The organism is Paenibacillus tritici (assembly GCF_018207515.1).
In the GTDB taxonomy this organism is placed as follows: domain Bacteria; phylum Bacillota; class Bacilli; order Paenibacillales; family Paenibacillaceae; genus Paenibacillus_AQ; species Paenibacillus_AQ tritici.
This window is the reverse complement of the sequence record NZ_CP073365.1, coordinates 5,758,004-5,784,316: the sequence shown is the minus strand read 5'-3', so window position 1 is coordinate 5,784,316 and position 26,313 is coordinate 5,758,004. Positions and strand designations below refer to the sequence as shown.

The following is a 26,313-nucleotide window of genomic DNA, read 5'->3' as shown; positions in this document are numbered from 1 at the left end:
ACTGGCCATCCAAGCACTACTCGAGGGGGAGATGGAAACAATATGTTGGAATTTGATTTTGAAATGGAGAGCTTGGCTCAAATAAAAGTCATCGGCGTAGGCGGCGGCGGAAGCAACGCCGTGAACCGGATGATTGAAAATGGCGTTCAGGGTGTTGAGTTCATCACAGTTAATACAGATGCCCAAGCGCTGCATATGGCCAAATCGGAGCATAAATTGCAAATCGGGGATAAATTAACGCGCGGACTTGGCGCAGGAGCGAATCCTGAGGTCGGCAAGAAGGCGGCAGAGGAATCCCGCGATCTGATTTCCAATACGCTTAAGGGTGCGGATATGGTCTTCGTAACCGCAGGCATGGGCGGCGGCACCGGAACAGGCGCAGCGCCTGTGATTGCCGAAATCGCCAGAGAATGCGGAGCATTGACGGTAGGCGTCGTGACCCGCCCGTTCACCTTCGAAGGAAGAAAACGTGCCAATCAGGCAGAGCTTGGCATCGAGGCGCTGAAGGAAAAGGTCGATACACTGATCGTGATTCCCAATGACCGCCTGCTTGAAATTGTGGATAAGAAAACTCCGATGCTGGAGGCATTCCGTGAAGCGGATAATGTACTCCGCCAGGCGGTGCAAGGGATCTCCGACCTTATTCAGGTTCCCGGCCTGATCAACCTTGACTTTGCCGATGTGAAGACCATTATGACGGAGCGCGGTTCAGCGCTGATGGGTATCGGTATCGCCACCGGCGAGAACCGTGCCTCTGAGGCGGCCCGCAAAGCCATTATGAGCCCGCTGCTCGAAACCTCCATTGAAGGGGCACGCGGCGTAATTATGAACATCACAGGGGGCGCTAACCTCTCTCTGTATGAAGTGAATGAAGCTGCCGAGATTGTTACCTCTGCTTCGGACCCCGAAGTGAATATGATCTTCGGTGCCATTATCGAAGAGAGCATGAAGGACGAGATCAAGGTCACCGTAATTGCGACCGGCTTTGAACACAAGCCATTTCCTGCAGCGCCTGTACGCCGTCCGGCAGCCGGCAGTGAGCCGGCAGTGGAGAAGGATAAGGATAAGAACGCGAATCTTCGTCCGTTCGGCAATCAGACAACCTCTGATCAGCTGGATATTCCAACCTTCCTGCGCAACCGGACACGCGGCAACAATGATTAATAGCCATTCATAGTATAGATCGTTACGGAAGCACCGTATCACGCAGCTTAAGAACTGCGGGTACGGTGTTTTTTGTTTTTCAGGCTGTTATAATACTAATAATGGGAGGCGATGGAATGGAACTGCTGGACCCCAGAGTGGATTTCGTATTTAAGCGGATATTTGCAAGTGAGAATAACAAGGATGTGCTGCTGGCTTTTTTGAACCGGATATTCATGGATGCGGGTGATCTCCCGCTGGAAGAAGTGGTGCTGCTCAACCCCTATACGGATAAGGATGATCCGCTGGATAAGCAGGCGATATTTGATATCTGGGCGAAATCTGTGGACGGCAAGCTGATTAATATTGAGATGCAGCTGTTCAATAAATATGATATTGAGAAACGGACCTTGTATTACTGGAGCAAAAGGTATGCGGGTCAGCTTCAGGTGAGCGGTAAATATATGGACCTCAAGAAATGTGTGACCATCAATATTCTGAACTATAAGGTGCTGCCTAATGAACATCCCCATAGTGTATTTCACTTGCGGGAGGATGTAAGCGGAGCGCCGCTGTCAGACGATATTGAAATTCACTTCCTGGAGCTGCCCAAGCTGAATCAGCCTGCGATTCCCGGCGAGAGAGGCCTTGTGAACTGGCTGTTATTTCTGAATGGAACCCATTACTCTGATTGGGAGGTGCTGCAGATGAACGAGCCTGATTTGAAGAAAGCGATGGAGACCCTGGAGTTTCTGAGCCAGGATTCGGAAGCACGCCGTAAATACGAAGACCGCCAGAAGTTTCTGCTGGACGAGGCCTCGCAGAGAGACGGTGCGCAAAGAGAAGGGTTCGCTAAAGGTCTGGAGGAAGGCAGAGCTGCAGGTATGGAGGAAGGTAAAGCAGCAGGCATAGCGGCAGGCAGAGCTGAGGGTGAGCTTGAGGCCAAGCTGGAAATAGCGAAGAATCTTCTGGCTATGGGAATGGACTCTGTATCTGTACAGCAGGCAACCGGACTGACCGAAGAAGAATTGAAATCTATCAATAACTAACTGCTGCGGAAGATCACCTATCCTTATATTTCCCACAGAAACGGTACTGTCCTTACACGGATGGTGCCGTTTCTGCTTGTTTCTCCGCTGTACCCTCTTAGACCCATGACTCGACAAAAAAACCGTAAGAACGCCCCCCATGTTTAGACAGACTTTGAATGCCGGAGTTTCTATACTAATCTTATCGTCTAAAAAGAGAGCCTGCACCCTGGCCTCCGGATAGATATCCGTTTGCAGGCAGGTGAGAGCACTGGTTGTGTATATTGACTTGATTTTTGCCGCCAATCTGCTGATCGACGGAGTCCTGTTATGGCTGACAAGCTGGCTGGTCAAGCAAAAGGTATCCTGGTGGCGGCTTATTCTCTCAGCGCTGGTGGGTGCGCTGTATGTTGTAATGATGTTCGTACCGGAGCTGTCCTTTCTGTACACCTTTCTTATCAAATTCGGATTATCGGTTTTGATGTTATGGATAGCCTTTGGATTCAGAAGTCTGCAAAGCTATCTACGTGCATTAGGGGCGTTTTATATCACTAATTTTGCGGCGGCGGGAGGGATCATAGGGTTTCATTATTTGCTGCAAAGCTCAGGCGACATCTGGAACGGGATGATCTTTACCTCCTCAGGAGGCCAAGCTTACCGGCTGAAGATCGGGTTCTGGTTCGTGCTTGCCCTGCTTCCGCTGGTCCTGCTCCTCTTCAAGCTGATTCAGTCCTCCCGCAGGCACAGAGAGCAGCTGGATTCCTATATCGGCGAAGTGACCGTGGAGATTGACGGAGTGTCGGTCACTTGCCCTGGGCTGCTGGACACCGGGAACCGGCTCAGTGATCCACTGACGAGGATTCCGGTAATGGTCATGGAAGCCTCGCTGTGGGAGACCCATTTGCCGGCTGCCTGGAAGGGAAGGCTGACCCAGACGGGAGCAGATACACTTGTACTGGAAACGGACGGGCAGTCGTTTGCCTGGCAGGACAGAATACGGCTGGTGCCGTACAGAGGCGTTAACCGCGGGGCATCCTTCATGCTCGCATTGAAGCCGGATAACGTGACGATACAGTTGGGCGGGGATACCTTTTGCAGCAAAAGGGTACTCATCGGGCTGGATGGCGGGACACTGTCGGGAGACGGCGCGTACCGGGCGGTCATTCACCCTGACCTGACCCACAAAGAGAGCGCTCCAGAAGCGCCGGCTGACAAGGCGATGGGCCTAAGTAACCTATAGGAGGAACAATAATGGTCAAATTCAAGCTTGTGCTGCAATTGCAGTATTACCGCATGCTGTTTCTGCTCGGACTAAAAAGTCAGGAGATTTATTATATCGGCGGAAGTGAAGCGCTGCCGCCGCCACTCACGCGGGAAGAAGAGGAGTTCCTGCTCCAGCGGCTCTCCAGCGGCGATGCCGCTGTCCGGGCTATGCTGATCGAGCGCAACCTGCGGCTGGTGGTCTATATCGCCCGGAAATTTGAGAACACCGGCATTAACATTGAGGATCTGGTGTCCATTGGGGCGATCGGACTCATCAAGGCAGTCAACACCTTTGATCCGGAGAAAAAAATCAAACTCGCCACCTACGCCTCCCGCTGCATTGAGAATGAAATTCTGATGTATCTGCGGCGCAACAGCAAGACAAGAAGCGAGGTTTCCTTTGACGAACCGCTCAATATTGACTGGGATGGCAACGAGCTGCTGCTCTCGGATGTACTGGGCACGGAGAATGATACCATCTACCGGAATATCGAGGAGCAGGTGGACCGCAAGCTGCTGCAGAAGGCGCTGGAGAAGCTCAGCGAGCGGGAAAGGCTGATTATGGAGCTGCGCTTCGGACTCCGGGGCGGGGAAGAAAAAACACAAAAGGATGTTGCCGATCTGCTGGGCATCTCCCAATCCTATATTTCACGCCTGGAGAAAAGAATTATCAAGCGGCTGCGCAAGGAGTTCAACAAGATGGTGTAAGTGATGAAAAGCTGAGGAATAAAATGCCGGACCGGGGAGATAATGTACAGTAATGTTTCTCCTTGGGAGGTTAATCATCATGACCCGAAATAAAGTCGAGATTTGCGGTGTGGACACCGCCAAGCTGCCTGTTCTGACGAACGTGGAAATGCGGGCATTGTTCACTTCGCTGCAGCAGCAGGGCGAGCGATCCGCCAGAGAGAAATTGGTAAATGGCAACCTTAGACTTGTGCTAAGCGTCATTCAAAGGTTCAATAATCGTGGAGAGTTCGTGGATGATCTGTTTCAGGTAGGCTGCATCGGACTCATGAAAGCCATCGATAATTTCGATTTATCGCAAAATGTTAAGTTCTCCACCTATGCGGTGCCGATGATCATCGGAGAGATCCGCCGCTACCTGCGTGACAACAACCCGATCCGGGTATCGCGCTCCCTGCGGGACATCGCCTATAAGGCGCTGCAGGTCCGTGACAGCCTGACGAATCAGAATTCACGGGAACCGACGATCTTTGAAATTGCCGAAGCGCTTGGTGTCCCGAAAGAGGATGTTGTCTTTGCCCTCGATGCTATCCAGGACCCGGTATCCCTGTTTGAGCCGATCTATCATGACGGCGGGGACCCCATCTATGTGATGGATCAGATCAGTGACGACAAGAACAAGGATGTCTCCTGGATTGAAGAGATTGCCCTCCGGGAGGCCATGCAGCGGCTGGGGCAGCGCGAGAAACGCATTTTATCCATGCGGTTTTTTGAAGGCAAAACCCAAATGGAGGTCGCAGACGAGATTGGAATCTCACAGGCCCAGGTCTCAAGGCTTGAGAAGTCGGCGATCCAGCAAATGCAAAAGCATGTAAAATCCTAACCCCAGCTTATAAATGAGCCGAGGATATCCCGGAAGGCAGCGGTAATGGCTGTCCGGGGTATCCTTTTGTATGTCTGCCGCGTTAAGCCGTCATGGAATGAGACATGTTGCCAAGCCTTAGGGACATATACTGAAGTTATAGGTCTGAATGTACAGGGGTGGCAGGATGAACGAGGAGTCCGCAGGTGCGGGTAAAAAAATGAAAATCTCCGATTTTCAAACCAAGGATGTTATCAATATTGTCGACGGTAAGCGGCTCGGACAGATTAGTGATCTGGAGCTGGATGTACGAAGAGGTGTTATTGACGCCATTATTGTTCCGGGGTATACAAGATTTATGGGACTGTTCGGCGGCGGCGCTGATCTGATCATCCCGTGGCGGAATATCGTTAAGATTGGTGCAGATGTCGTGCTTGTGAAGCTGGAGGAGCCCCGCATCCCGCAGGGACAGGAAGACCGTGAAATGATGTATCTGGAACGGCCGGAACGCAGTGAGCGGCGCACTTATTGATAAGGTGCGTCTTTTTTCTGCGGATATGGGTAAAGTTTATTCGGGGGCCCCCGCAAAGTACTTGAATAGGCACCGGAGCTTTACGTCACTTTGTGGGGAAGAGTTTGTGGTACACTTAAGCGGAGGTGAAGATATGGAACCGTTTATGCAGACTGGCGCAGCGCCAATGCTGCTGCATCTGGAGCCGTGGCGCGGGCAGTATCAGAAGATTACTGCAGGCTTCACAGGCAGAGCAGGCGGCAGCGGCACAAAACCGTATGACAGCTTCAATTGTGCTTTTCATGTCGGCGATGATCCGGCGGATGTACTCTCTAACCGGAGGCTGCTGGCCGGGAGTCTGGGCTTCCGGCTTGCAGACTGGACCTGCGGGGAACAGACCCATGGGAAAGAGATCGCTGTCATTACAGAACAGGACCGCGGCAAAGGCAGTCTGGACCGGGCTTCCGCCTTTCAGGCCACAGACGGGCTGCTGACGGATGTGCATGGAGTGCTGCTGACTTCCTTTTATGCCGACTGTGTACCGCTATTCTTCTATGATCCGCTGCAGGGGGCTGTAGGGCTGGCACATGCAGGCTGGAAGGGGACGGTGGCCGAAATAGCGGCAGCGATGGTGGAGAGAATGGGACAGACGTACGGGAGCCGTCCAGAGGATATAAGGGCTGCTATCGGTCCATCCATTGGTGAATGCTGCTATGAGGTCGATGATTATGTAATGGACCGTGTCCGCCGGCTGGAGGCCGGGCTGAACCCGCAGAATGCGGCGGAAGGGGCGCGTGAGTTATATAGACCTTCGGACAAGGACAGCAGCAAAGCGATGCTGAACTTGAAAGAATTGAATCAACGCATTATGATAAAAGCAGGAATATTGCCGACTCATATCGAATGTACAACTTGGTGTACAAGCTGTAACAGTGATCTGTTCTTTTCTTATCGCAAGGAGAATGGGGTTACAGGAAGAATGACGAGCTGGATCGGAATAAAGGAGAGTTGAATATTGGCCTCACTACAAGAGAGAATAGCCGGGGTAGAGGAACGTGTCGCACGGGCCTGTGCGGTCAGCGGCCGGGATGTCAGTGAAGTCAAGGTGATTGCTGTCACGAAATATGTATCGCTGAATACGGTTTCCGCCTGTCTGGAAGCAGGGCTTGAGGAGATAGCCGAGAGCCGCTGGCAGGATGCGGAGCCTAAATGGAAGTTACTGGGCCATAAGGGGATCTGGCACTTTATCGGGCATTTGCAGACCAATAAGGTGAAGGATGTTATCGGTAAATTTCAATATATACACTCCCTGGACCGGTTATCGCTGGCCCGGGAGCTGCATAAGAAGGCGGATGCCGCCGGACTGGATGTGAAGGTGTTCCTGCAGGTGAACATTTCCGGGGAAGACACCAAGTTCGGCCTGGCACCGGAGGCGGTGCAGGGCTTCCTGAAGGAGATTGCCCCGCTCCACCGTGTTAAGGTCATCGGACTGATGACTATGGCCCCTCACGAAGAGGACCCGGAGCTGACCCGGCCTGTATTCCGGGGACTCCGCGAGCTGCGCGATGAACTCAATCTGCTGGGGCTGACACCTGAGCCTATCGGGGAGCTGTCGATGGGAATGTCGAATGATTTTGAAGTGGCGATACAGGAAGGAGCCACCCGGGTGCGCCTGGGTACGGTATTAGTAGGTCATGAGGAGGGAGATTGATGGGCGTGATGAACCGGTTTATGAGTTTCTTGGGCTTGCAGGAGGAAGAGGAGATTGTGGAGCGGGAGCAAATTTCCCGTGATGAGGATGAATACGAACCCGCCCCTGTAGAAACGCGCAAAAATCAGAGGGCCAACGTCGTCAGTATCCATTCGCAAAAAAATGTTAAGGTAGTGCTCTATGAGCCGCGTTCGTATGACGAAGCCCAGGAAATTGCCGACCATCTGCGTTCGCACCGCACGGTTGTGATTAACCTGCAGCGGGTGCGCAACGATCAGGCTATGCGGATTATAGATTTTCTGAGCGGAACCGTTTATGCCCTGGGTGGAGGAATATCCAAAATTGGGGGCAATATATTTATGTGCACACCGGACACGGTGGAGATCCAAGGCTCCATTACAGAGATTCTCGGTGATGATCAAGACTACAACAGAATGAGGTGAGCAGGTTTTGAACGAAATATCTTCCATTATCAACATCCTATTCACAATTTACTACTACATGATTATCGTATACATTCTCATGTCCTGGCTGCCGAATCTGCGCGAGAATTTCATTGGTGAACTGCTCGGCAAGCTTGTTGAGCCGTTTCTGACTCCGTTCCGGAAGATCATTCCGCCCCTGTTCGGAACCATTGATATCTCTCCGATTATTGCGATTGTCGTGCTGCGGTTTGCGGTAGGCGGGCTTCATTCCATTGTGGCCCTGATCTTCGGCTGAGTCCCATGAAGAATGAAATATACGGGCATTTCCACCCGGATGAGCGGCAATTTGTGGACAAGGCGTGGGAATGGGTAACGAATGCCGGAGAGTACCATGAGACCAAGCTGACCGAATTTCTTGACCCCCGTCAGGGTTATATCCTGCAGAGCCTGGTGAACCGCCATCCCGATGTTACCGTACGCTGGGAGGGCGGTTCTTCGGATGCCGAGCGGAAGCGGGCTATGGTGGCACCGGATTACCGTGACCTTACGGTTGAGGATATGGAGCTAAGCGTATTGTCCATTACTTCGGGGGAGCAGAAATTTCTCTCGCCGGAGCATGGGGATTACATGGGGTCCATCCTGGGACTGGGGATCAAAAGAGGCAAGATCGGCGATATTCATGTACTGGAGGACGGCTGTCATGTGTTGGTGGCTGCGGATATCGCCGATTATCTGTCCATTCATCTGACCAGTGTGCACCGGATGAATGTCAGTACCGAGATCCTGCCGTTATCCGGCTTACGAAGCAGTCAGGTTAAGCTGGAGACCATGGAATTCACAGTGGCTTCTCTAAGGCTCGATGGAATTGCCTCCGATGTCACCCGCCTAAGCCGGAGCAAGATTCTGGCTCCGATCAAGGCCGGACGTGTGCGGGTGAACTGGAAGGTGGAGGAAGATCCGTCCTGCGCCTTGAAAGAAGGGGATATGGTCTCTATCCAGGGGTTCGGACGGTTTAAGCTGCTGGAGATCGGCAGTTTGACAAAGAAAGGCCGTTACCGGATTTTGGCAGGCAAATTTGTCTGAAGCCTTAGCAGGATTACAGCAGTGCCTGTCGAAATTGATAGTCTCAAGGGATACAAACATTCAGCAGGCTGGGCGCTGATAACGCCCCTGTGTGCAGAAGGGGCTACCCGCTCAGGGACAACCGATGTCCGAAATTTCTAGGAGGTGCACAGCATGCCATTAACACCGCTCGATATACATAACAAGGAATTCTCCCGGAGAATCCGCGGTTATGACGAAGATGAGGTCAATGAATTTCTGGATCAGGTCATTAAGGACTATGAAAGCGTGATCCGCGAGAACAAGGAACTGCATAACCAGCTATTATCGCTTCAGGAACGCCTGGATCATTTCGTGAATATTGAAGAGAGCCTGTCCAAGACCATTCTGGTGGCCCAGGAGGCTGCCGATGATGTGAAGAACAACTCCAAGAAGGAATCCCAGCTGATCCTCAAGGAAGCGGAGAAGAATGCCGACCGGATTATCAACGAAGCGTTGTCCAAATCCCGCAAGGTGGCTATTGAGACAGAGGAGCTGCGTAAGCAGGCCTCCATCTACCGTACCCGCTTCCGGACGCTGCTGGAGGCTCAGCTGGAGCTGCTGTCCCAGGATGACTGGAATGCGCTGGAAAGCCGTGAGGTTAGCGAGAACGCGCTCTGAGCAGGTAACCGCTCAGATCTATACAAAAACTCCTTAGTAGAAGTTAATCTTGTTTGCTTTAGGCAAATAAGACTTCTACCAAGGAGTTTTTTTGTGTAGCCTTTATACAGGGGCGATTACCTTTCCGGTGATGAGGATAGGGCCTCTTAAGATGATATCTCCTTGAAGATCCTCCAGGTTGGTAGCAAATACCTGAACAGGATAATATCCTTCGGGAAGATCGGTAAGAATGGTCTGGAACATGGTGGTCATCCGCAGCGGTTCATCTTCATCGTTCGAGATGGAGGACTGCTGTGCGCTGCCGACAAGGATTCCATCCACAAGGACTTCAAGCAAGAGCTTGGGCTGATCGGGCGGAGTAGCAAATACGTTCGTTACCTCCCAGCCGACAGTAGTAGTGAGTTCTACATAATTGCTTGGAGCAGCAGGAACGGCCATACCAAATTCTAAGATCAAAGTGGCTGTGGAAGGGACTGGAATCATAATAACTCCGGTGCTTAGATTGGTATGAAAACTTCTTGCATATTCAACTAAAGTTTGCGCCATTTTTTCACCTCCAATTTGTTCACAATTACATCATATGGTTTTCACGGATATTATGATTGGGGGGACATCCTATTGATTGGAAAATTGGGAGTTTATAAGGGAGGAATATAGTTGAATATTCTATTTATTACCTCAGGTTTCCGGGCAGTCTATTACTTTTTTGAGCAGAGTATAGTAGAAGCCTTTCAGACGGCAGGCCACCCCTGCGAATCGTTCAGCCTAAGGAGTGGCTTGGATGCATTAAAGCTTAAGCAGCAATCCCTGCAGCCCGATCTGATTCTGGTCCTGGCTGGCCTCAAAATTACCACACCTATGCTGGAATTCATACAACAAACCCAAGGGAAGTCAGCTATATGGCTGACCGAGGACCCGTATTATATGGATTGGACGGTTTCGCTCGCCCCTTATTTTGATTACATCTTCACCATTGACCAAGCCGCATTGGAGCAATACAGACAGCTTGGCCATCCCCATGTCTATCATCTGCCGCTGGGCACAGATCCCGGCCTGTTTCGTCCCTCAGAGGTCTCCGAAGAGTATAGAAGTGATATCTGTTTAGTAGGTGTACCCTACAGTAACCGGATAGAGCTTATCGAATTCTTACTGCGAAGAACAGATTACCGGATTCAAATCGTAGGGAGAGGCTGGGGCAGGTATTACAATGAATGGATGAAGCAGCCCGGCCAGACTGTAGCACTGGTGAACGCCTGGGTGAATCCCGAAACAGCCGTGAATTATTATAATGGCGCTAAGATCGTTCTGAATATCCACCGACTCTCGGATGAGAAATACAATAGAAACCGTGCAGGGATTATCGCGAAGAGCATCAACAACCGTACCTTTGACGCTGCCGGCTGTGAGGCCTTCCAGCTTACGGATTACAAAGCAGAGCTGAACCAGCATTTCGAGGAAGGGTCAGAAATGATTTCCTACCAGAATAAGGAGGAGTTACTTGAGAAGATCCATTACTACATGGTGCATGACGACGAGCGCAGGCAAATAGCGGTGGCAGCCAGGCAACGCGTGGTGACCGCACATACCTTTGGGCACCGGATTGATCATCTGTTGAGGCAGCTCCAGCCCTAAAACCAGGACTTACCGGACTTCATTAAACGTTTAACAGGAAATCTGTTAGGCGTTTTATTCCTGTTAACCCGTATATTCCGTGGAAATTACGCTATTCTTCTGAAAAGTTAGTCTTCTAACCTATAACGTTTCGATAAAGAAGACATATGATAGCAAGTAAACAGTGAGGGAGGTATTATATTGCCAAAAGTAACTATAATCATGACCAGCTACAATAAGGCCGCATATATCGCAAAGTCCATTGAATCCATTCTGAACCAGACACTTACAGATTTTGAGTTCTACCTGATGGATGATAACTCCAATGAAGACACCCTTAAAGTGATTGAGCCTTATCTCACGGATAAGCGTATCAAATTCTCCCAGAGCAATATCAGCTCTCTTGAACAAAGGGTGGAGAAGGTCAGATATTCCGCTCTAATCAATGAAGCCTTGCATCAGGCAAAGGGGGAGTATATTTCCTATGCAACGGATGATAACTGTTACCGGAATACTAGACTACAGCAAATGGTGGACTACATGGAGAATCATCCCGAGGTCATGATTGCGTATTCTGCCTCGATGGTCAATTACTTGAATGAGCACAATGAGGTTACCAAAACCCAGCTCAGGCCGGCAAAAAAGATAGTCTCGGTAGCGCCTTGCGTCATTGATCATTGCTCCATTCTGCACAGAAGCTCCATCCTTCCGGTAATCAAAGACAAGTTCGGCTCTTACTGGGATGAGAATCCCGAGTTTTATAGAATTGGCGATGGCCGTTTTTTCTGGCGGCTGAATCAGTTCTGGGAGTTCTACCCGGTCGAGGAGGTTCTGGATGATAACTATATCACCGAATTATCCATTCACTATCAATTGGCACATCAGGAGAAAAGTCAGTTTATACAAATGCTGCCCCCGCAAAGAACCTGCAAGGAGCTTAGAGAAGAACTGAAATTAATGCAGCAGAAGAAATAAAGAAGCTGCCAAAACCGGTGCATGAAGAAGGAGGAAACGGATTGTCTATCTATCTGTCTAATTACTGGTCTCTCTATAGTGAATTTCTCAATGTAACCAAGGATTTGAAATATAGAAACATCCCGATTGGACTTATGACGAATTTCTATCAGCAAATTAATGATGAGCTTAGAAGCGAGATGGGGAGCCCAGACTTCGGGCTGAAACTGAACCACTCCAGTATTCATGAGCAGGATCAGATTCAACCTTTTTTTGAAATGATGGTCGCGCCGCTCTATCAGCCTATTAAGTCCAATCTAGAAGGAAAGATACTGATTAATCTGGATTATATAAGAATGTCGGAGCAAACGTTCAGCGAACATTTTAACGAAGATCATGCGGTGATCTTGTCCCGTTCCAGAGTCTCTGAGCTATTTGGAATCCCTAATCTATGCAGCCTGAACTATAAAAAAGATACCAGACAAGCATCCGATGAGTTAATGGAGAGAGCCGCTGACCTGTTTGCCGAATACAAGGGACATCCGGCGTTCAGCAATGAATTCTTCACCCAGACCTTCATCCACCGTATTCCTTCCATTACAGATACGATCGAAATGGTTTTTAATCTGTACAATGAAATCCCGGTAGCCGCTGTAATGGTAGGTACGACAGAAGATGTAGCCAGCCGGGCTCTTGCCGTCGTGGCGGGGATCAGAGGAATTCCCAGCGTATGTCTGCAGCATGGCATTCTGATGGGGGAAGAGGCGTTTATCCCTGTTTTCTCCAGCCATGTTGGAATCTACGGGCAATACGAACACGACTGGTATACGAGAAGAGGGCTTGAAGCGGAGCGAATTGTGATCACAGGCCACCCCCGTTATGATGATATATTTACGGCACAGCATACCTCCGAGGATTCGTTCCGGGAGACCTATCAGCTTGACCCTCATAAAGTCACCTTATTAATTGCCACCGGCCCCACCCTGGATGAATATAAGATCCGGACCCTGCTCACCCAGCTTGCTACACAAGAGCCATTCCAGTTAATCATCAAGCCCCATCCCTGGGAGCTATCCAAGAAGCTAATATCGCTGTATACCGAGTTTGAAGAGAAATATGAGAATGTCCATGTGGTTACCGACAGAAAGGCAGACACCCGTGATCTGGTTATGAAGTCAGACGCTGTGGTGGCGACCCTCTCGACGGTTGCTCTGGAAGGCCTTTTATTCAACAAACCAGTGTTTGTCTACAAATTCATTCAGGCTAACCGTGAATATGATTACTATGACGCTCTTGACCCCTATATTCAAAAGGAGCCGGCTGATCTGACCCGAATGGTGGCCGATTATTTCTCCAGCAATAAAGAGCAATCAAACTACAAGGCTGTGAAGGATAAGTTCCTGCAGCACTCCTATCTGGTTGAGCATTCCGGCCGGGGACTTGCCGAATTAATGGACCGCCTGATCCAGGGAAGACCCAAGCTATGAACAGGGGGGAGGAGGAGATGTTCTTTAGGAACAAAAAAATTCTGGTCATTGGCGGAACCGGCACGATCGGGAAAAGCATTGTGAAGCTGATTGCCGAGCAGGAGCCAGCAGTCATCCGGATTCTCAGCAGAGATGAATATAAACAATTTGAGCTGCAGAATGAACTGAACGGAAATCCAAGGCTGCGCTACCTGATTGGCGATGTTCGTAATTATGACCGTGTGCTGGCGGCGATGGAGGATATAGATTACGTGTTCCATACCGCAGCCATGAAGCATGTTTCCTTCTGTGAATATAACCCGTTCGAGGCGGTACTTACCAATGTGGTTGGCACGTATAACGTGATCCGGGCGGCGAAGCAACAGAAGGTACACAAGGTGGTGTTCACAAGTACGGATAAAGCTATTTCGCCGACGAATAATTATGGAGCCACCAAGCTATCCGCAGAGAAGCTTATTGCCTCCGCTGTAACTTCAGGGGAACCGGGCAGGACCGTATTCTGTACGGTGCGGTTCGGGAATGTAATGGGCTCCAGAGGTTCGGTCATCCCCTTATTTGTGAAGCAGGTCAGAGCAGGGCAAGCCATCACCGTAACGGATCTATCCATGACCAGATTCATGATGACCCTGGAGCAGGCGACGAAGTTAACCGTCAGTTCCCTGCAGATGGCCAAAGGCGGAGAGACGTTCATTCTGAAGATGCCTGTCATTAAGCTGAAGGATCTGGCTGAGGTTGTAGCCCAGGAGGCGCCGAAGAAATACGGCATTTCCCCCGCTTCGGTGGAGATCCTGGAGATTGGCCTGAAGCCTGGTGAAAAGAGATACGAAGAGCTGATGACGCATGAGGAATCCTTAACCGCTTATGAATTACCGGATGTATATATTGTTCCTTCTCCGTTTGCTTCCAAGCAGTCATACCAGGAAGCGAGCAGACCGGAGCCGGGAACCTATAGCTCTGAAGGAGAGATCCCGCTGACGAAGGAGCAGGTAAGGAAGCTGGCGCTTGAACAAAATCTAATCTAGTGGAGGCTAACATGAATATACTCGTAACCGGAGGTACAGGGTTCATTGGCAGATGGGTCGTAGGGCGTTTGTTAAAGGATGGACAAAGTGTCTGGGTGATCGACAATTTGGCGAATTCATCCCTGGATAATTTGCAGGAATATGCCGGTCATGAGCATTTGCAAAGGGTCCAGGTAATGGACCTGAAGGACAGAGAGGCCCTGAAGAAGCTTTTCCGGGAGACAACCTTTGACCTGTGTTATCACCTGGCTGCAAGCATCAATGTCCAGGACAGCATAGATGATCCTGAGACAACATTTAACAATGACACGCTGGCTACCTTTTATTTACTGGAGGAATGCCGCAAGCAGCAGGTGAAAGTGGTCTTCATGAGTACCTGCATGGTCTATGCCAGAGCAGCGGATGAGCAGGGGATTGACGAGCAATCTCCCATCAAGCCAGCCTCCCCGTATGCCGGTGCCAAAATTGCTGCTGAAAATATGGTGTTATCCTATTTCTACGCGTATGATCTGCCGGTTGTGGTCGTGAGACCGTTCAACACGTATGGTCCCTTTCAGAAAACAGGCGGCGAAGGCGGAGTGGTGGCGATCTTCATTCACAACAAATTGAAGGGCGAGCCCCTGAAGATCTACGGGGACGGCACACAATCACGGGATCTGCTGTATGTGGAGGATTGCGCGGATTTCGTGGTTGAAGCGGGCTACAGCGACAAGCTGAACGGAGAGATTGTGAACGCAGGCACAGGAGAGGATATTACAGTCAATCAATTGGCCGAGCTCATTGCAGACGGGCAGGCTCCGGTTCAGCATATCCCCCATATTCACCCGCAGAGCGAGATCCAGAAGCTGTTATGCAATTATCAGAAGGCGGAACAACATCTGTCCTGGACGCCAAAGGTAACCATAGAAGAGGGTATCCGGCAGACGGAGCAATGGATTCTTGAGACGTTTCACCGAGAGGAGCCTTCCCAATCATGAGTAAAAGTAAAAGCAAACTGGCGATCCACGGCGGAAAGCCTGTACGTGCCCACTATTTGCCTTATGGAAAGCAGGTTATTGATGAGGAAGATATACAGTCGGTGCTGAAGGTGCTGCAAAGTGATTTTTTGACGAGCGGCCCTGCCATTGAACAATTTGAAGCAGACCTCGCAGCATTTACAGGAGCGAAGTATGCAGTGGCCTTCTCAAGCGGAACTGCAGCATTACATGGTGCCTGCTATGCGGCCGGGATTAGCGATGGCGATGAGGTAATCACTACACCCATGACCTTTGCCGCGACAGCGAACTGCGTGCTGTATCAGGGGGGCGTGCCAGTGTTCGTGGATATCGACCCGCTGACCTATAACCTCGATCCGGGGCGGATCAGAGAGAGCATTACAGACAGAACGAAGGCGATTATACCGGTCCATTTCACAGGCCAGCCTGCAGAGCTTGATGAGATCCTGCAAATTGCCCGTGACCATAATCTAATCGTGATTGAAGATGCCGCACATGCGCTTGGGGCTACCTATAAGGGTAGAAGCATTGGCTCCATCGGGGATATGACCATGTTCAGCTTCCATCCCGTAAAGCATATAACAACGGGAGAAGGCGGAATGATCACCACCAATAACCCGCTGTTCTATGAGAAGCTGCTGCAGTTCCGTACCCATGGCATTACACGGGATGAGCGCAGGTTGAGGGATAATCATGGACCGTGGTATTACGAAATGCAGCTCCTTGGATACAACTACAGAATCACAGACATTCAGACCTCACTCGGCACATCCCAGTTACGCAAAATCGGGAGTTTCATAGAGAAACGCAAGCAGCTGGCGAAATTGTATCTGCAAGAGCTGGGCCCGGTCCAGGAGCTCATTCTCCCGCATCAGCTTGCAAATGTGGAGTCGAGCTGGCATCTGTTCATTGTCAGACTTCAGCTCTCCAAGCTGACAGGCACACGGAAGATGGTCTTTCAGGCTCTGCAAAAAGAAAATATCGGTGTAAACGTCCACTATATTCCTGCCTATCTGCACCCGTACTACGAAAGTCTGGGTTTCCGTAAGGGAATATGCCCGATCGCTGAGAGCTGCTACGAGGAATTCATTACGCTCCCGTTGTATGCGGGCATGGACTCTGAGGATGTGATGGATGTGGTTGCTGCGGTGAAGAAGGTGATCAGCCATTATTCCAATTCTTCAAGAAGGGAGTGACTCCGGTGGCCAAAGTGAAGGTGATTGCCAAGATTGCCAATGCCCCGATCAACTCGGAGCAGGTGAAGGAACCTAAGGTATGTATTGCCGTAATCTGCAGATTGAAATCAACAAGGCTCCGGCGCAAGGCTCTGCGTCCTATTCATGGCATTGCGTCCATCGAAAGATGTCTCATGAACTGTCTGGCGGTTCCGGGCGGTTATGAGGTAGTTCTGGCAACCTCTGATCTTCCGGACGACCAGCCCCTTACGCAGTTCACATTGGACAACCGGGTGAAGATTGTCACGGGAGACCCGGATAATGTAGCCGAGCGATTGCTGAAAGCGGCTGAAGCCACCCGGGCGGATATCGTTGTTCGTGTGACCGGCGACAATCCGGCCGTTTCCCCGGAAATGATGGGTTATATGATCGACCAGCACATCAAAACCGGTGCCGACTTCACTTATGCGAAGGAATCGACGATGGGCACAGTAGGGGATGTCTACACAGTAGAAGCGTTAAGAAGGCTTTTGCAATGTTCAGCTTCACTTTCACATGCAGAGTATTTGTCCTTTTACTTTTTTAACAACCCGGACCTCTTCAACCTGAATGCGGTGGAGCTTCCCGCGGAGTGGGTGCATCCCGAATGGAGATTAACCATGGACGAGATTCAAGATCTGGAGTTGTTCGAGACCTTATACAAGGCCATGGATATTGGTCCAAGACCGCTTACCTTCGAGGAGTTACAGGCCTTCCTGTTGAAGCACCCTGAGGTGGCTGAGCTGAACAGGGGAATCAAAGTGAAATGGCGGGATGATACCGCACTGGTCCGTGAGCTGAACGAAGCGACTACCCTGAAGAAGAGACTATGACTAATTAGCGAGGCATCGGAATATGACAAATAGAGCGAGACTTGTGCTGGGTACTGCCCAGTTAGGCGGGAATTATGGGATTGCGAATGCAGCAGGCCATCCGTCCGTACAACAGAGCTGCCAATTGCTCCAGGCTGCCGTCTCCGCGGGGATTGGTTATTTGGACACCGCACCGGGATATGGGAACAGTGAGAGCCTGATTGGGGATTGTCTGCAGCAGGTAGAGCCGCAGAGCAGGCCTGAGATTGTGACCAAGCTGCCTTCGGTACAGCGGTTAGGGCTTCAGACTGAAGAAGCGCGGAGGAAGTTCGTAACTTCTTCTGTCCTGTCTTCCCTGAACAAGCTGAAGCGGTCCGCGTTGGATACCCTTCTCTTGCATGATCCGCTGGATATGACCTATCGGAACGGCGAAATCCTACACCTGCTGAAGGAGCTGAAGCAGCAGCAGATGATCCGGAGCATTGGGGTTTCGGTCTATGATCCGCAGGAGGCCGAGACTTTTTTGAGCCTGGATGGAGTGACCAGTATTCAGCTTCCGCTTAATGTATTTGACCAAAGATGGATCAGAAATGGCATGCTGGAGCGGCTCGCGGGCCAAGGAACAGAAGTGTTGGTCCGCAGTGTCTATCTGCAAGGATTATTGCTTATGGCACCGGAGAAGCTTCCTGCCAAGCTGAAGCAAGCCGAGCAGCCATTGAAGTCATTCATAGCGTACAGCAAGGAGATCGGGATACCTGTAAAAGAGCTGTGCTTCCTGTATGTAAGGGATCTCCCTGGAGTATCGGGGATCGTTATCGGATGTGAGACGGTAGAGCAGGTTCAGGAGAATGTCAACATGATGGCCCTGCCCCCGTTAACCCGGAAGATACGGCAAGAGCTCGGTGATTATTTTACGGATATTCCCGTGCAGATTATGGATCCCAGGAGGTGGAATGAACAGGATGAAGACCATTCATGAACTCTTTAATCTACAAGGTCAAACCGCGGTCGTGACCGGCGGGGCGGGTTATCTGGGCACGGCGATCTCGGAGGGCCTTGCTGAGGCTGGCGCCACGGTATACATTGTAAGCTCGAATGAGCGGAAATGTCAGGAGCTGGCGGAACAGATTGTTCGCAAGACTGCGGCTCCATGCTTTGGCAAATCTATGGATATTAGACAAGAACAATCCATCCAGACCTGTTTCCGCGACATTTCTGAAGCCGCCGGGAGTATAGATATTCTAGTGAATAATGCTGCCTTCAGCTCACCGGGCAAGCTGCCCGCCATGAGTGAAGAGGCGTGGCTGACAGGGATGGACGGGACGATTAATGGAACCTTCAGATGCGTGAAGGCTGTCTTGCCCTACATGGTTGAACAAAAGAAAGGTTCCATCATTAACGTATCCTCTATGTATGGCCGGGTCTCTCCTAACCCTGAGGTCTACGGAAACAGCGGGATGGATAATCCCGCCAATTACGGGGCAGGAAAAGCGGCGATTAATCAATTCACCCGTTACATCGCCTGCCACTTCGGACGACACGGAATTAGAGCCAATACCGTATCACCGGGCCCTTTTCCCCACCCCTCGGTTCAGGCAAACCCCGAGTTCATCAAGCAGCTGGAAGGGAAGAATCCGTTAGGCCGGATCGGCAATCCTGAAGATTTGAAAGGGGTTATGGTGTTTCTCGCCTCCGCCGCTGCAAATTATGTTACCGGTGAGAATATTTCGGTAGATGGCGGGTGGACCGCATGGTAACAGATGCATATCCCCAAGTGAACCTGTGCTTCCGGGTAGATTCCTCCCATTCCATGGGTACAGGCCATGTCATGCGCTGCCTTACACTGGCCAATGAGCTTGCACGAAGAGGGGCGAAGGTCTCGTTCATCTGCCGTGATCTGCCCGGAAATCTGGCACCCTATGTGATGGAACAGGGCTATCAGGTGTTCATGCTGCCTGGGCCGGACGATCGGGCTTATGCACAAACCTGGCTGCAAGTGGACTGGAGAACGGATGCGCTGCAAACAGCAGAGCTGCTTCGGGAGGCGGGTCCGGTGGATGGGCTGATTATTGACCAATACGGGATTGATCAACAATGGGAGACTTTAGCCGGAGAGCACGCGGGAAAGATAGTTGTGATTGATGATTTGGCGGACCGGCTGCATCAATGCGATATGCTGCTGGACCCTAATCTATCCGCTGACGGGCATCGCTATCAGGGGCTGGTTCCGAATCATTGTATGCAATTGCTGGGCACCAGTTATACCCTGCTCCGGCCTGAATTTCGTGCCGTCAAGCCGCAGTTGCCTGAACGTGACGGAAGTATAAACAGAATTCTTATATTTTTTGGTGGCACAGATCCGACCCGTGAGACTATAAAAACCTTACACGCCTTACAGAGTTCCGCCTTTGCCGATTTACACCTTGATGTGGTAGCGGGCGGAATGAACCGTAATAAGGATGATATTGCAGCATTATGCCGCACGATGCCGAAGGCCAGCTTTCACTGTCAAATTGATTATATGGCTGAGCTGATGCAGAAGGCGGATCTCTCCATCGGAGCAGGCGGAAGCACAACCTGGGAGCGGTGTTACCTGGGCTTACCTTCACTATCCATTATAACGGCGGATAATCAACGGGAAATTACCACCCTGGTTCATGAGCAAGGTGCTACCCGCTGCTTAGGGAGCAGTGCTGACGTAACGCCGCTGAGGATTGAGCAGGAGCTTAAGGGCCTGCTTGCCGATCCGTCCCTGGTCAAAGGTATGTCTGAGCAGGCCCTTCAGATTATGGGCGAGGATAAAGGAAACGAGGTTATCGACAGGATCATGGGAGGCGACTATGGCAGACATTCACGACTATACGCTTAAGGAGCTGAGCCGGGAACATAGCACACTGATATGGGAGTGGCGCAATGCCGCTCATGTCCGGCCTTTTATGAATCATGACGGGCTCATTCTGCTTGAGGAGCATCATAAATGGCTGAATTCCATAGCGAAGGATGCAAGCAGGCTGGTCAGAATCTGTTATTATCAAGCCAAACCGATCGGCTTCGTGCAGTTCTCACAGATCAATCTTGAGCACCAAACCTGTGAATGGGGCTTCTATATTGGGAATCAGGACTGCCCCCGCGGGTCTGGAACGAGCATGGGAATTCTGGCGCTGGAGCTGATCTTCCAGGAGCGGCAGATGAGAAAAGTGTGCGCTGAAATCCTGGACTTCAATCAGAAGAGCTTATCATATCACCGCAAATTAGGGTTTGTGGAGGAAGGCAGGTTAGTCAGGCAAAGGCTAAGGAATCATCAGCCGGTGGACGTTGTATTAATGGGTCTGTTCCGGGAGCAATGGAAGAAACAAAGAGTACGGCTCAAAGAGGAGGTTGCAAAAGCCAATGAAGGAAATAACCATCGGAAACCGGCGCATCGGAAGCGGTCATCCCCCTTTTGTCATCGCGGAGATGTCCGGTAACCACAATAAGTCACTGGACCGCGCACTCGAACTGGTCAAGGCCGCAGCCAGGGCCGGGGCACATGCGTTCAAAATTCAAACCTATACCCCGGAAACGATGACGCTTAATCTGCAGAGCAAGGATTTCATGGTCGCTGAATCGAATGCGCTCTGGAAAGGGAAGTCGCTGTTTGAGCTTTATCAGGAGGCCTATACGCCCTGGGAATGGCATGAGCAGATTTTTGATGCTTGCAGGGCCCTCGGGATGATTCCGTTCAGCACACCGTTCGATGAGACCTCGCTCGAATTTCTGGAGTCCCTGGGAGTAGACTGCTACAAAATTGCCTCCTTTGAAAACAATGATATCCCCTTATTGCGAAAGGTAGCCTCCAAAGGAAAGCCGATGATCATTTCGACCGGGATGGCTTCGCTGGGCGAGATTGAACATGCTGTCCAGACCATCACCGGGGCAGGCTGCAAGGAGTACATTTTGCTGAAATGCACCAGCAGTTATCCGGCTTCGCCCGAACATTCCAATCTCAACACCATTCCGTATCTGCGGGACGTCTTTCATTGCCAGGTGGGGCTGTCCGACCATACCCTGGGCGTAGGGGCTGCTGTGGCAAGTGTCGCGCTGGGCAGTACAGTCATTGAAAAGCATTTTACCCTGAACCGTGAGGAGGGCGGAGTGGATTCCGCATTTTCCCTGGAGCCTGCGGAGTTTGCTTCTCTGGTTCAGGAGACAGATACAGCCTGGAAGGCACTTGGCGGAGTATCCATCGGTCCCTCGCAGGAAGAAGAGAAGTCCCTTCAATTCCGGCGGTCCCTCTATATCGCCAAGGATATCAAGGCCGGGGAAGTGCTCACTAGGGATAATATGAAGGTGGTTCGTCCAGGCTATGGCTTAGCTCCCGAGTACTACGATCTGCTGCTTGGGAAAGAAATGAAAACCAATCTGCCCATGGGCACCCCCCTGAGCTGGGACCTGCTGCTGTAATCCATCTTGACAATTACTGCAAAAACGTCTATAACTAGAACATATCTGTGTCCATTGAAACGAAATTCGATGACGGGACAAGTACGATAAGGTAACGTTCTCCAGAGAGTCGGTGATTGCTGCGAACCGATTGTTCACGCCTTGCCGGAAGATCCTCCCCTAGAAGCTAAGCTGAAGCGTATACGTGTATACGTGTGTAGGCTCCGCCGTCTGCCGGACGTTATCCCGGACCCGTGTGGCTGTCTATGGCCTGCGGACTGAGATTGTACTGAATCCACTCCCCTAAGGAAGTGCGTGAAGTGCAAATTAGGGTGGTATCGCGAGCGCTGTCTCGCCCCTTTGGGGGGCGGGATGGCTTTTTTTTATCCCCCTAAATCCCCCTTCCAAGGGGGACCCCAAGGGCTGGCCGCCCTCTGGACACCTGCAACAAGTGCGCTGTGCATAGAGGGGTGTTCGCGGACGGGGAAGGATTTGTTCGAGCGGGGAGCGGCCCTTCTTAGGCTGCCCTGACGGGTACGCCTGCGGGGCCTCAACTGCGCCCCGGGCGAAGCCCGGCCAGAGCTGCCCTCCGGGTTCGCGGCCGGGAAGGGCCAAAGATCAACGGAGTGGACCCCGGGCACAGACCGGCCAGTGCTGTCCTCCGGGTTCGCAGGCCGGGAAGGACCAAGGATCAACGGCATGGACCCCGGGCACAGCCCGGCCAGAGCTGCCCTCCGGGTTCGCAGGCCGGGAAGGACCAAGGATCAACGGCAAGGACCCGGGCGGAGCCCGATGCCCCTAGCGCGGGTAAGGCCCCGCAGGCGTACCCGATAGGGCAGCCTAAGAAGGGCCGAGGACTCCGCCGAAGTAATCCTTCCCGTCCACTGACCCTGCTCCTCGCACGATGCACTTCTTTCGGGTGTCCAGAGGGCAGAGCCCTTGGGGCCCTCCCTTGGCGAAGGGAGGGTTTGGGAGGGATCGAAAAGCCTTGCAAGATTAAGGTTTAAAAAAAGCTTCTAAAAAAGAAGGCTCGGATGATATCCGAATAAAGTTTAAGACTAAACGAAGGGATTGACCATCATGCATAAAGTAGACGTCAAAGAAAAAGCCCGGGCCAGAGATGTCCGGATATTGAAAAAATGGAGCGACGAGAATACCTTCCGCAGATCCATGGAGAACCGGGAGGGGCGCCCGAACTATGTGTTCTATGAAGGACCTCCGACCGCGAACGGCGTGCCGCATATCGGGCATGTGCTGGGCCGGGTCATCAAGGACTTCGTCGGCCGCTATCAGACGATGAAGGGTTTCCGCGTCATCCGCAAAGCAGGCTGGGATACCCACGGTCTGCCGGTGGAGCTCGGCGTGCAGAAGAAGCTGGGCATCTCCGGCAAGCAGGATATCGAAGAATACGGCGTGGAGAAGTTTATCAAGGAATGCAAAGCCAGTGTATTCGGCTATGAGAAGCAGTGGCGCGAGTTCACGGAGGCTATCGGCTATTGGACGGATCTGGATAACCCTTATGTTACGCTGGATAATACGTACATCGAGAGTGTGTGGAATATCCTCGCTACAGTACATGACAAAGGCCTGATGTACCGCGGACACCGCGTTAGCCCGTATTGTCCTAGCTGTCAGACGACCCTTAGCTCCCATGAGGTGGCGCAGGGCTACAAGACGGTCAAGGATCTCAGTGCGACTGCCAAGTTCAAGCTGGACGGCAGCGGCGATTATGTACTGGCCTGGACGACCACCCCTTGGACGCTTCCGGCACACATGGCATTGGCGATGAACCCGAATATGGAATATGTGCGTGCGCAACAGGAAGACGGCGTATATGTGCTGGCGAAGAACCTGGTGGACGAAGTGCTGAAGGGCGACTACACGATCCTGTCTACCCACACGGGCGCTGATTTTATCGGCCAGACCTACACACCGCCGTTCGGTTACATTAAGGCAGAGAAGCACAATGTCATCGTCGGGGCAGCCTTTGTTACGGATTCCAGCGGTACCGGGATCGTACATATGGCTCCGGCGCACGGGGAAGATGACTATAAGAGCTGCCGCGAGAATGGCATCAGCTTCGTGAACGTGGTGGATGTCTCCGGTAAATACACCAGTGTGGTGAGCGATTTTGCCGGACGGTTCGTGAAGGATTGCGACCTCGATATCGTGAAGCTGCTGTCCGAGCAGGGACTGCTCTACCATAAAGAGAAATACGAGCACAGCTATCCGTTCTGCTGGCGCTGCGATACCCCGCTGCTCTATTATGCAACAGACAGCTGGTTCATCCAGACGACGGCCATCAAAGATCAGCTGATCGCGAACAACAACAGTGTGAACTGGTACCCGGAACACGTGCGCGAAGGCCGCTTCGGCAAGTTCCTGGAGGAGCTGGTAGACTGGAACATCAGCCGCAACCGCTACTGGGGCACACCGCTGAATGTGTGGGTCTGTCAGGACACCGGCAAGGAATTCGCACCGCACAGTATCGCCGAGCTGAGATCCATGGCCATCGGGGAAGTGGCGGAGGATATCGAGCTGCATAAGCCGTATGTGGACAATATCAAGCTGCGGAGTCCGTTCAGTGAAGGCGGCGTAATGGTCCGCACCCCGGAAGTTATCGACGTCTGGTTCGACAGCGGTTCGATGCCGTTCGCGCAGAGCCATTATCCGTTTGAGAATGAAGAACAGTTCGCAGACCAGTATCCGGCGGATATGATCTGTGAGGGGATCGACCAGACCCGCGGCTGGTTCTACAGCCTGCTGGCGGTATCGACGCTGTTCACGGGCAAAGCACCTTACAAGGCGGTTATCGCCCACGGCCATATTTTCGATGAGAACGGCCAGAAGATGTCCAAATCCAAAGGCAATGTTATTGATCCTTGGGAGATCATCAACGAATACGGCACAGATGCCTTCCGCTGGGCGATTCTGTCCGACAGTGCGCCGTGGAACAACAAGCGGTTCTCGCGCGGTCTGGTGGGAGAGACGAAATCCAAGGTGGTCGATACGCTGGTGAATACCCATGCGTTCCTGACGCTGTATGCCGGTATCGACGGCTACGATCCTGCGGATCACCCGTTCAAGCTGTCTGAGCATAAGCTCGACCGGTGGATTCTGTCCCGCCTGAACAGCCTGATCCTGCTGGTAGACAAGGGGCTGGCGGTGAACGATTTCGTCAACACCTCCAAAGCCATTGAGAACTTCGTGGATGAGCTGAGCAACTGGTACATCCGCCGTTCCCGCGACCGGTTCTGGGGCAGCGGGCTGGGCGAAGAGAAGCTGGACGCTTACCGCACACTTACGCATGTCCTGTTGACTACAGCCAAGCTGATGGCTCCATTCACACCGATGCTGTCCGAGGATATCTTCACGAACCTGGGCGGCGGTGAAAGTGTGCATCTTGCAGATTATCCGGCAGCGGATGAGAAGCTGATCGACCTCGCGCTGGAACAGGATATGGAGAGCGCCAGAGGCATCGTAGAGCTGGCCCGTAACGTGCGCAACGAGAGTGGCATCAAGACCCGCCAGCCGTTGTCTGAGCTGATTGCTTCCACCCCTGACAACTTCAATGTGGCGGATTATGAAGAGCTGATCAAAGACGAGATCAACGTCAAGCATATCGTAATCGAGCACAGCGACAGCGGCTTCGTAGACTTCACCCTGAAGCTGAACCTGAAGGTGGCAGGCAAGAAATACGGCAAGAATGTCGGCTTCCTGCAAGGCTTCCTGAAGGCTATGGACAGCGACGCTACCCGCAAAGCGGTTCAAGACGGCGTAATTGCCATTGTCTCCCCGGACGGGGAGGAGCTGCAGATCACTTCTGAGGAGCTGCTGGTGGAGAAGCAGGCCAAACCGGGTTTTGCCTCGGCTTCCGGCTACGGGCTGACGGTGGCGCTGAACACTGAAATTACACCGCAGCTTGTTCAAGAAGGCTGGGTGCGCGAAGTGGTGCGTGCCGTGCAGGATTACCGTAAACGTCTGGATCTGCCGATTGACAAGCGGATTGCCCTGACGCTGCATGTCGATGACGAGCTGAAGGCGGCCGTTACCGCATTTGAGCAGGTGCTGCGTGAGAATGTACTCGTGACTACAGTTGATTTTGACGGAGACTATACCTATGAAACTGTAGATGCGGGCGGTAAGAGCATCGGTATTCATATCGGCGCCTAACAGGCACGTATCTCTGCATTACTTGTCCTTCTATGGCATATACTAACCGCAAAGACAAAGTTTCTATGGGTTAGAATGCAAAATGACGAGCCCTGTGCTTGAAGAGAGAACCTCTCTTTAACCGGGGCTCGTTTGCTTTGCGGCTTATAGAGAACCAGGAGGTAGGAGTCATGGGCGGACGGAAAGACGGGGATCATCAGGGGAAGCAGCCGCAGAGGCCGGAAGGGCCGGGCAGAATTACAATTCATACCTCAGGCGGAAATAGCAGCAG

Annotated in this window: 26 protein-coding genes; 25 read left to right on the top strand and 1 reads right to left on the bottom strand. The window is 51.8% G+C overall.

The window, feature by feature from the left end; all coding sequences use genetic code 11:
- The first annotated feature begins 42 nt into the window (after nt 1-42).
- From ftsZ to KDC22_RS24815, 12 genes are all read left to right on the top strand, one after another.
- Nucleotides 43-1,164, top strand: a complete 1,122-nt coding sequence (ftsZ, locus tag KDC22_RS24870; protein WP_173128194.1) for a cell division protein FtsZ — start codon at nt 43-45, stop codon at nt 1,162-1,164.
- Nucleotides 1,165-1,280: 116 nt separating this feature from the next.
- Nucleotides 1,281-2,192, top strand: a complete 912-nt coding sequence (locus tag KDC22_RS24865; RefSeq protein ID WP_211720731.1) for an Rpn family recombination-promoting nuclease/putative transposase — start codon at nt 1,281-1,283, stop codon at nt 2,190-2,192.
- Nucleotides 2,193-2,433: 241 nt separating this feature from the next.
- Nucleotides 2,434-3,411, top strand: coding sequence for a sigma-E processing peptidase SpoIIGA (spoIIGA, locus tag KDC22_RS24860; protein WP_425516968.1), 978 nt, complete (start codon nt 2,434-2,436; stop codon nt 3,409-3,411).
- An 8-nt stretch (nt 3,412-3,419) separates the two neighbouring features.
- Nucleotides 3,420-4,142 carry an RNA polymerase sporulation sigma factor SigE gene (gene sigE, locus KDC22_RS24855; RefSeq protein WP_036690190.1) on the top strand — a complete coding sequence of 241 codons (723 nt, stop codon included), beginning with the start codon at nt 3,420-3,422 and terminating at the stop codon, nt 4,140-4,142.
- A gap of 79 nt (nt 4,143-4,221) precedes the next feature.
- The gene (gene sigG, locus KDC22_RS24850; protein WP_211720730.1) at nt 4,222-5,004 is read left to right on the top strand and encodes an RNA polymerase sporulation sigma factor SigG; all 783 of its coding nucleotides are present in this window, start codon (nt 4,222-4,224) and stop codon (nt 5,002-5,004) included.
- 166 nt (nt 5,005-5,170) lie between these two features.
- On the top strand, nt 5,171-5,515 hold the full coding sequence (locus KDC22_RS24845; RefSeq protein ID WP_173128188.1) for a YlmC/YmxH family sporulation protein: 345 nt from the start codon (nt 5,171-5,173) through the stop codon (nt 5,513-5,515).
- A 133-nt stretch (nt 5,516-5,648) separates the two neighbouring features.
- Nucleotides 5,649-6,506: a peptidoglycan editing factor PgeF gene (pgeF, locus tag KDC22_RS24840; RefSeq protein WP_211720729.1), complete on the top strand. Its 858-nt coding sequence runs from the start codon at nt 5,649-5,651 to the stop codon at nt 6,504-6,506.
- Nucleotides 6,507-6,509: 3 nt separating this feature from the next.
- Nucleotides 6,510-7,205 carry a YggS family pyridoxal phosphate-dependent enzyme gene (locus KDC22_RS24835; RefSeq protein ID WP_211720728.1) on the top strand — a complete coding sequence of 232 codons (696 nt, stop codon included), beginning with the start codon at nt 6,510-6,512 and terminating at the stop codon, nt 7,203-7,205.
- Nucleotides 7,205-7,648, top strand: coding sequence for a cell division protein SepF (locus tag KDC22_RS24830; protein ID WP_042216684.1), 444 nt, complete (start codon nt 7,205-7,207; stop codon nt 7,646-7,648). Before KDC22_RS24835 ends, KDC22_RS24830 begins: the two co-directional genes overlap by 1 nt.
- 7 nt (nt 7,649-7,655) lie before the next feature.
- Complete coding sequence (locus tag KDC22_RS24825) at nt 7,656-7,925, top strand: YggT family protein (RefSeq protein ID WP_216857137.1); 270 nt, start codon at nt 7,656-7,658, stop codon at nt 7,923-7,925.
- Nucleotides 7,926-7,930: 5 nt separating this feature from the next.
- A complete protein-coding gene (locus KDC22_RS24820) occupies nt 7,931-8,713 on the top strand; it encodes a YlmH family RNA-binding protein (RefSeq protein WP_211720727.1) in 783 nt (260 codons plus the stop codon).
- Nucleotides 8,714-8,866: 153 nt separating this feature from the next.
- Nucleotides 8,867-9,352 (top strand): DivIVA domain-containing protein, encoded by a 486-nt coding sequence (locus tag KDC22_RS24815; protein WP_173128176.1) that lies wholly within the window; start codon nt 8,867-8,869, stop codon nt 9,350-9,352.
- 102 nt (nt 9,353-9,454) lie between these two features.
- Here KDC22_RS24815 and KDC22_RS24810 read toward each other — a convergent pair whose 3' ends face one another.
- On the bottom strand, nt 9,455-9,898 hold the full coding sequence (locus KDC22_RS24810; protein WP_211720726.1) for a hypothetical protein: 444 nt from the start codon (nt 9,896-9,898) through the stop codon (nt 9,455-9,457).
- A 111-nt stretch (nt 9,899-10,009) separates the two neighbouring features.
- Here KDC22_RS24810 and KDC22_RS24805 point away from each other — a divergent pair, with 111 nt between their 5' ends.
- The 13 genes from KDC22_RS24805 (at nt 10,010) to ileS (ending at nt 26,042) form a co-directional block, all read left to right on the top strand.
- Nucleotides 10,010-10,984 (top strand): CgeB family protein, encoded by a 975-nt coding sequence (locus tag KDC22_RS24805; protein WP_211720725.1) that lies wholly within the window; start codon nt 10,010-10,012, stop codon nt 10,982-10,984.
- A 180-nt stretch (nt 10,985-11,164) separates the two neighbouring features.
- Complete coding sequence (locus KDC22_RS24800; RefSeq protein WP_211720724.1) at nt 11,165-11,938, top strand: glycosyltransferase family 2 protein; 774 nt, start codon at nt 11,165-11,167, stop codon at nt 11,936-11,938.
- A gap of 41 nt (nt 11,939-11,979) precedes the next feature.
- Nucleotides 11,980-13,404, top strand: a complete 1,425-nt coding sequence (locus KDC22_RS24795; protein ID WP_211720723.1) for a CDP-glycerol glycerophosphotransferase family protein — start codon at nt 11,980-11,982, stop codon at nt 13,402-13,404.
- A gap of 17 nt (nt 13,405-13,421) precedes the next feature.
- Nucleotides 13,422-14,426, top strand: coding sequence for an SDR family NAD(P)-dependent oxidoreductase (locus tag KDC22_RS24790; protein ID WP_211720722.1), 1,005 nt, complete (start codon nt 13,422-13,424; stop codon nt 14,424-14,426).
- An 11-nt stretch (nt 14,427-14,437) separates the two neighbouring features.
- Nucleotides 14,438-15,403, top strand: coding sequence for an NAD-dependent epimerase/dehydratase family protein (locus tag KDC22_RS24785; RefSeq protein WP_173128159.1), 966 nt, complete (start codon nt 14,438-14,440; stop codon nt 15,401-15,403).
- The gene (pseC, locus tag KDC22_RS24780) at nt 15,400-16,617 is read left to right on the top strand and encodes a UDP-4-amino-4,6-dideoxy-N-acetyl-beta-L-altrosamine transaminase (protein ID WP_211720721.1); all 1,218 of its coding nucleotides are present in this window, start codon (nt 15,400-15,402) and stop codon (nt 16,615-16,617) included. The genes KDC22_RS24785 and pseC overlap by 4 nt, the downstream gene beginning before the upstream one ends.
- 5 nt (nt 16,618-16,622) lie before the next feature.
- Entirely contained in the window at nt 16,623-17,468 is an 846-nt protein-coding gene (locus KDC22_RS24775) for a cytidylyltransferase domain-containing protein (protein ID WP_211720720.1), read from the top strand.
- A gap of 22 nt (nt 17,469-17,490) precedes the next feature.
- Nucleotides 17,491-18,426: an aldo/keto reductase gene (locus tag KDC22_RS24770; protein ID WP_211720719.1), complete on the top strand. Its 936-nt coding sequence runs from the start codon at nt 17,491-17,493 to the stop codon at nt 18,424-18,426.
- Complete coding sequence (locus KDC22_RS24765) at nt 18,401-19,204, top strand: SDR family NAD(P)-dependent oxidoreductase (RefSeq protein WP_211720718.1); 804 nt, start codon at nt 18,401-18,403, stop codon at nt 19,202-19,204. The genes KDC22_RS24770 and KDC22_RS24765 overlap by 26 nt, the downstream gene beginning before the upstream one ends.
- The gene (gene pseG / locus KDC22_RS24760) at nt 19,198-20,316 is read left to right on the top strand and encodes a UDP-2,4-diacetamido-2,4,6-trideoxy-beta-L-altropyranose hydrolase (protein WP_211720717.1); all 1,119 of its coding nucleotides are present in this window, start codon (nt 19,198-19,200) and stop codon (nt 20,314-20,316) included. Before KDC22_RS24765 ends, pseG begins: the two co-directional genes overlap by 7 nt.
- On the top strand, nt 20,288-20,914 hold the full coding sequence (pseH, locus tag KDC22_RS24755; protein ID WP_211720716.1) for a UDP-4-amino-4,6-dideoxy-N-acetyl-beta-L-altrosamine N-acetyltransferase: 627 nt from the start codon (nt 20,288-20,290) through the stop codon (nt 20,912-20,914). The genes pseG and pseH overlap by 29 nt, the downstream gene beginning before the upstream one ends.
- Entirely contained in the window at nt 20,838-21,890 is a 1,053-nt protein-coding gene (gene pseI, locus KDC22_RS24750; RefSeq protein WP_211720715.1) for a pseudaminic acid synthase, read from the top strand. Before pseH ends, pseI begins: the two co-directional genes overlap by 77 nt.
- A 1,059-nt stretch (nt 21,891-22,949) precedes the next feature.
- Complete coding sequence (gene ileS, locus KDC22_RS24745) at nt 22,950-26,042, top strand: isoleucine--tRNA ligase (protein ID WP_211720714.1); 3,093 nt, start codon at nt 22,950-22,952, stop codon at nt 26,040-26,042.
- The last annotated feature ends 271 nt before the right edge of the window (nt 26,043-26,313 follow it).

Excerpts from the sequence above, each read along its gene's own strand:
- ftsZ (WP_173128194.1), top strand. The coding sequence starts at position 43 with ATGTTGGAATTTGATTTTGAAATGGAGAGCTTGGCTCAAATAAAAGTC.
- KDC22_RS24865 (WP_211720731.1), top strand. The coding sequence starts at position 1,281 with ATGGAACTGCTGGACCCCAGAGTGGATTTCGTATTTAAGCGGATATTT.
- sigG (WP_211720730.1), top strand. The coding sequence starts at position 4,222 with ATGACCCGAAATAAAGTCGAGATTTGCGGTGTGGACACCGCCAAGCTG.
- KDC22_RS24845 (WP_173128188.1), top strand. The coding sequence starts at position 5,171 with ATGAACGAGGAGTCCGCAGGTGCGGGTAAAAAAATGAAAATCTCCGAT.
- pgeF (WP_211720729.1), top strand. The coding sequence starts at position 5,649 with ATGGAACCGTTTATGCAGACTGGCGCAGCGCCAATGCTGCTGCATCTG.
- KDC22_RS24830 (WP_042216684.1), top strand. The coding sequence starts at position 7,205 with ATGGGCGTGATGAACCGGTTTATGAGTTTCTTGGGCTTGCAGGAGGAA.
- KDC22_RS24820 (WP_211720727.1), top strand. The coding sequence starts at position 7,931 with ATGAAGAATGAAATATACGGGCATTTCCACCCGGATGAGCGGCAATTT.
- KDC22_RS24815 (WP_173128176.1), top strand. The coding sequence starts at position 8,867 with ATGCCATTAACACCGCTCGATATACATAACAAGGAATTCTCCCGGAGA.
- KDC22_RS24810 (WP_211720726.1), bottom strand. The coding sequence starts at position 9,898 with ATGGCGCAAACTTTAGTTGAATATGCAAGAAGTTTTCATACCAATCTA.
- KDC22_RS24790 (WP_211720722.1), top strand. The coding sequence starts at position 13,422 with ATGTTCTTTAGGAACAAAAAAATTCTGGTCATTGGCGGAACCGGCACG.
- KDC22_RS24785 (WP_173128159.1), top strand. The coding sequence starts at position 14,438 with ATGAATATACTCGTAACCGGAGGTACAGGGTTCATTGGCAGATGGGTC.
- pseC (WP_211720721.1), top strand. The coding sequence starts at position 15,400 with ATGAGTAAAAGTAAAAGCAAACTGGCGATCCACGGCGGAAAGCCTGTA.
- KDC22_RS24770 (WP_211720719.1), top strand. The coding sequence starts at position 17,491 with ATGACAAATAGAGCGAGACTTGTGCTGGGTACTGCCCAGTTAGGCGGG.
- KDC22_RS24765 (WP_211720718.1), top strand. The coding sequence starts at position 18,401 with ATGAACAGGATGAAGACCATTCATGAACTCTTTAATCTACAAGGTCAA.
- pseG (WP_211720717.1), top strand. The coding sequence starts at position 19,198 with ATGGTAACAGATGCATATCCCCAAGTGAACCTGTGCTTCCGGGTAGAT.
- pseH (WP_211720716.1), top strand. The coding sequence starts at position 20,288 with ATGGCAGACATTCACGACTATACGCTTAAGGAGCTGAGCCGGGAACAT.
- pseI (WP_211720715.1), top strand. The coding sequence starts at position 20,838 with ATGAAGGAAATAACCATCGGAAACCGGCGCATCGGAAGCGGTCATCCC.
- ileS (WP_211720714.1), top strand. The coding sequence starts at position 22,950 with ATGCATAAAGTAGACGTCAAAGAAAAAGCCCGGGCCAGAGATGTCCGG.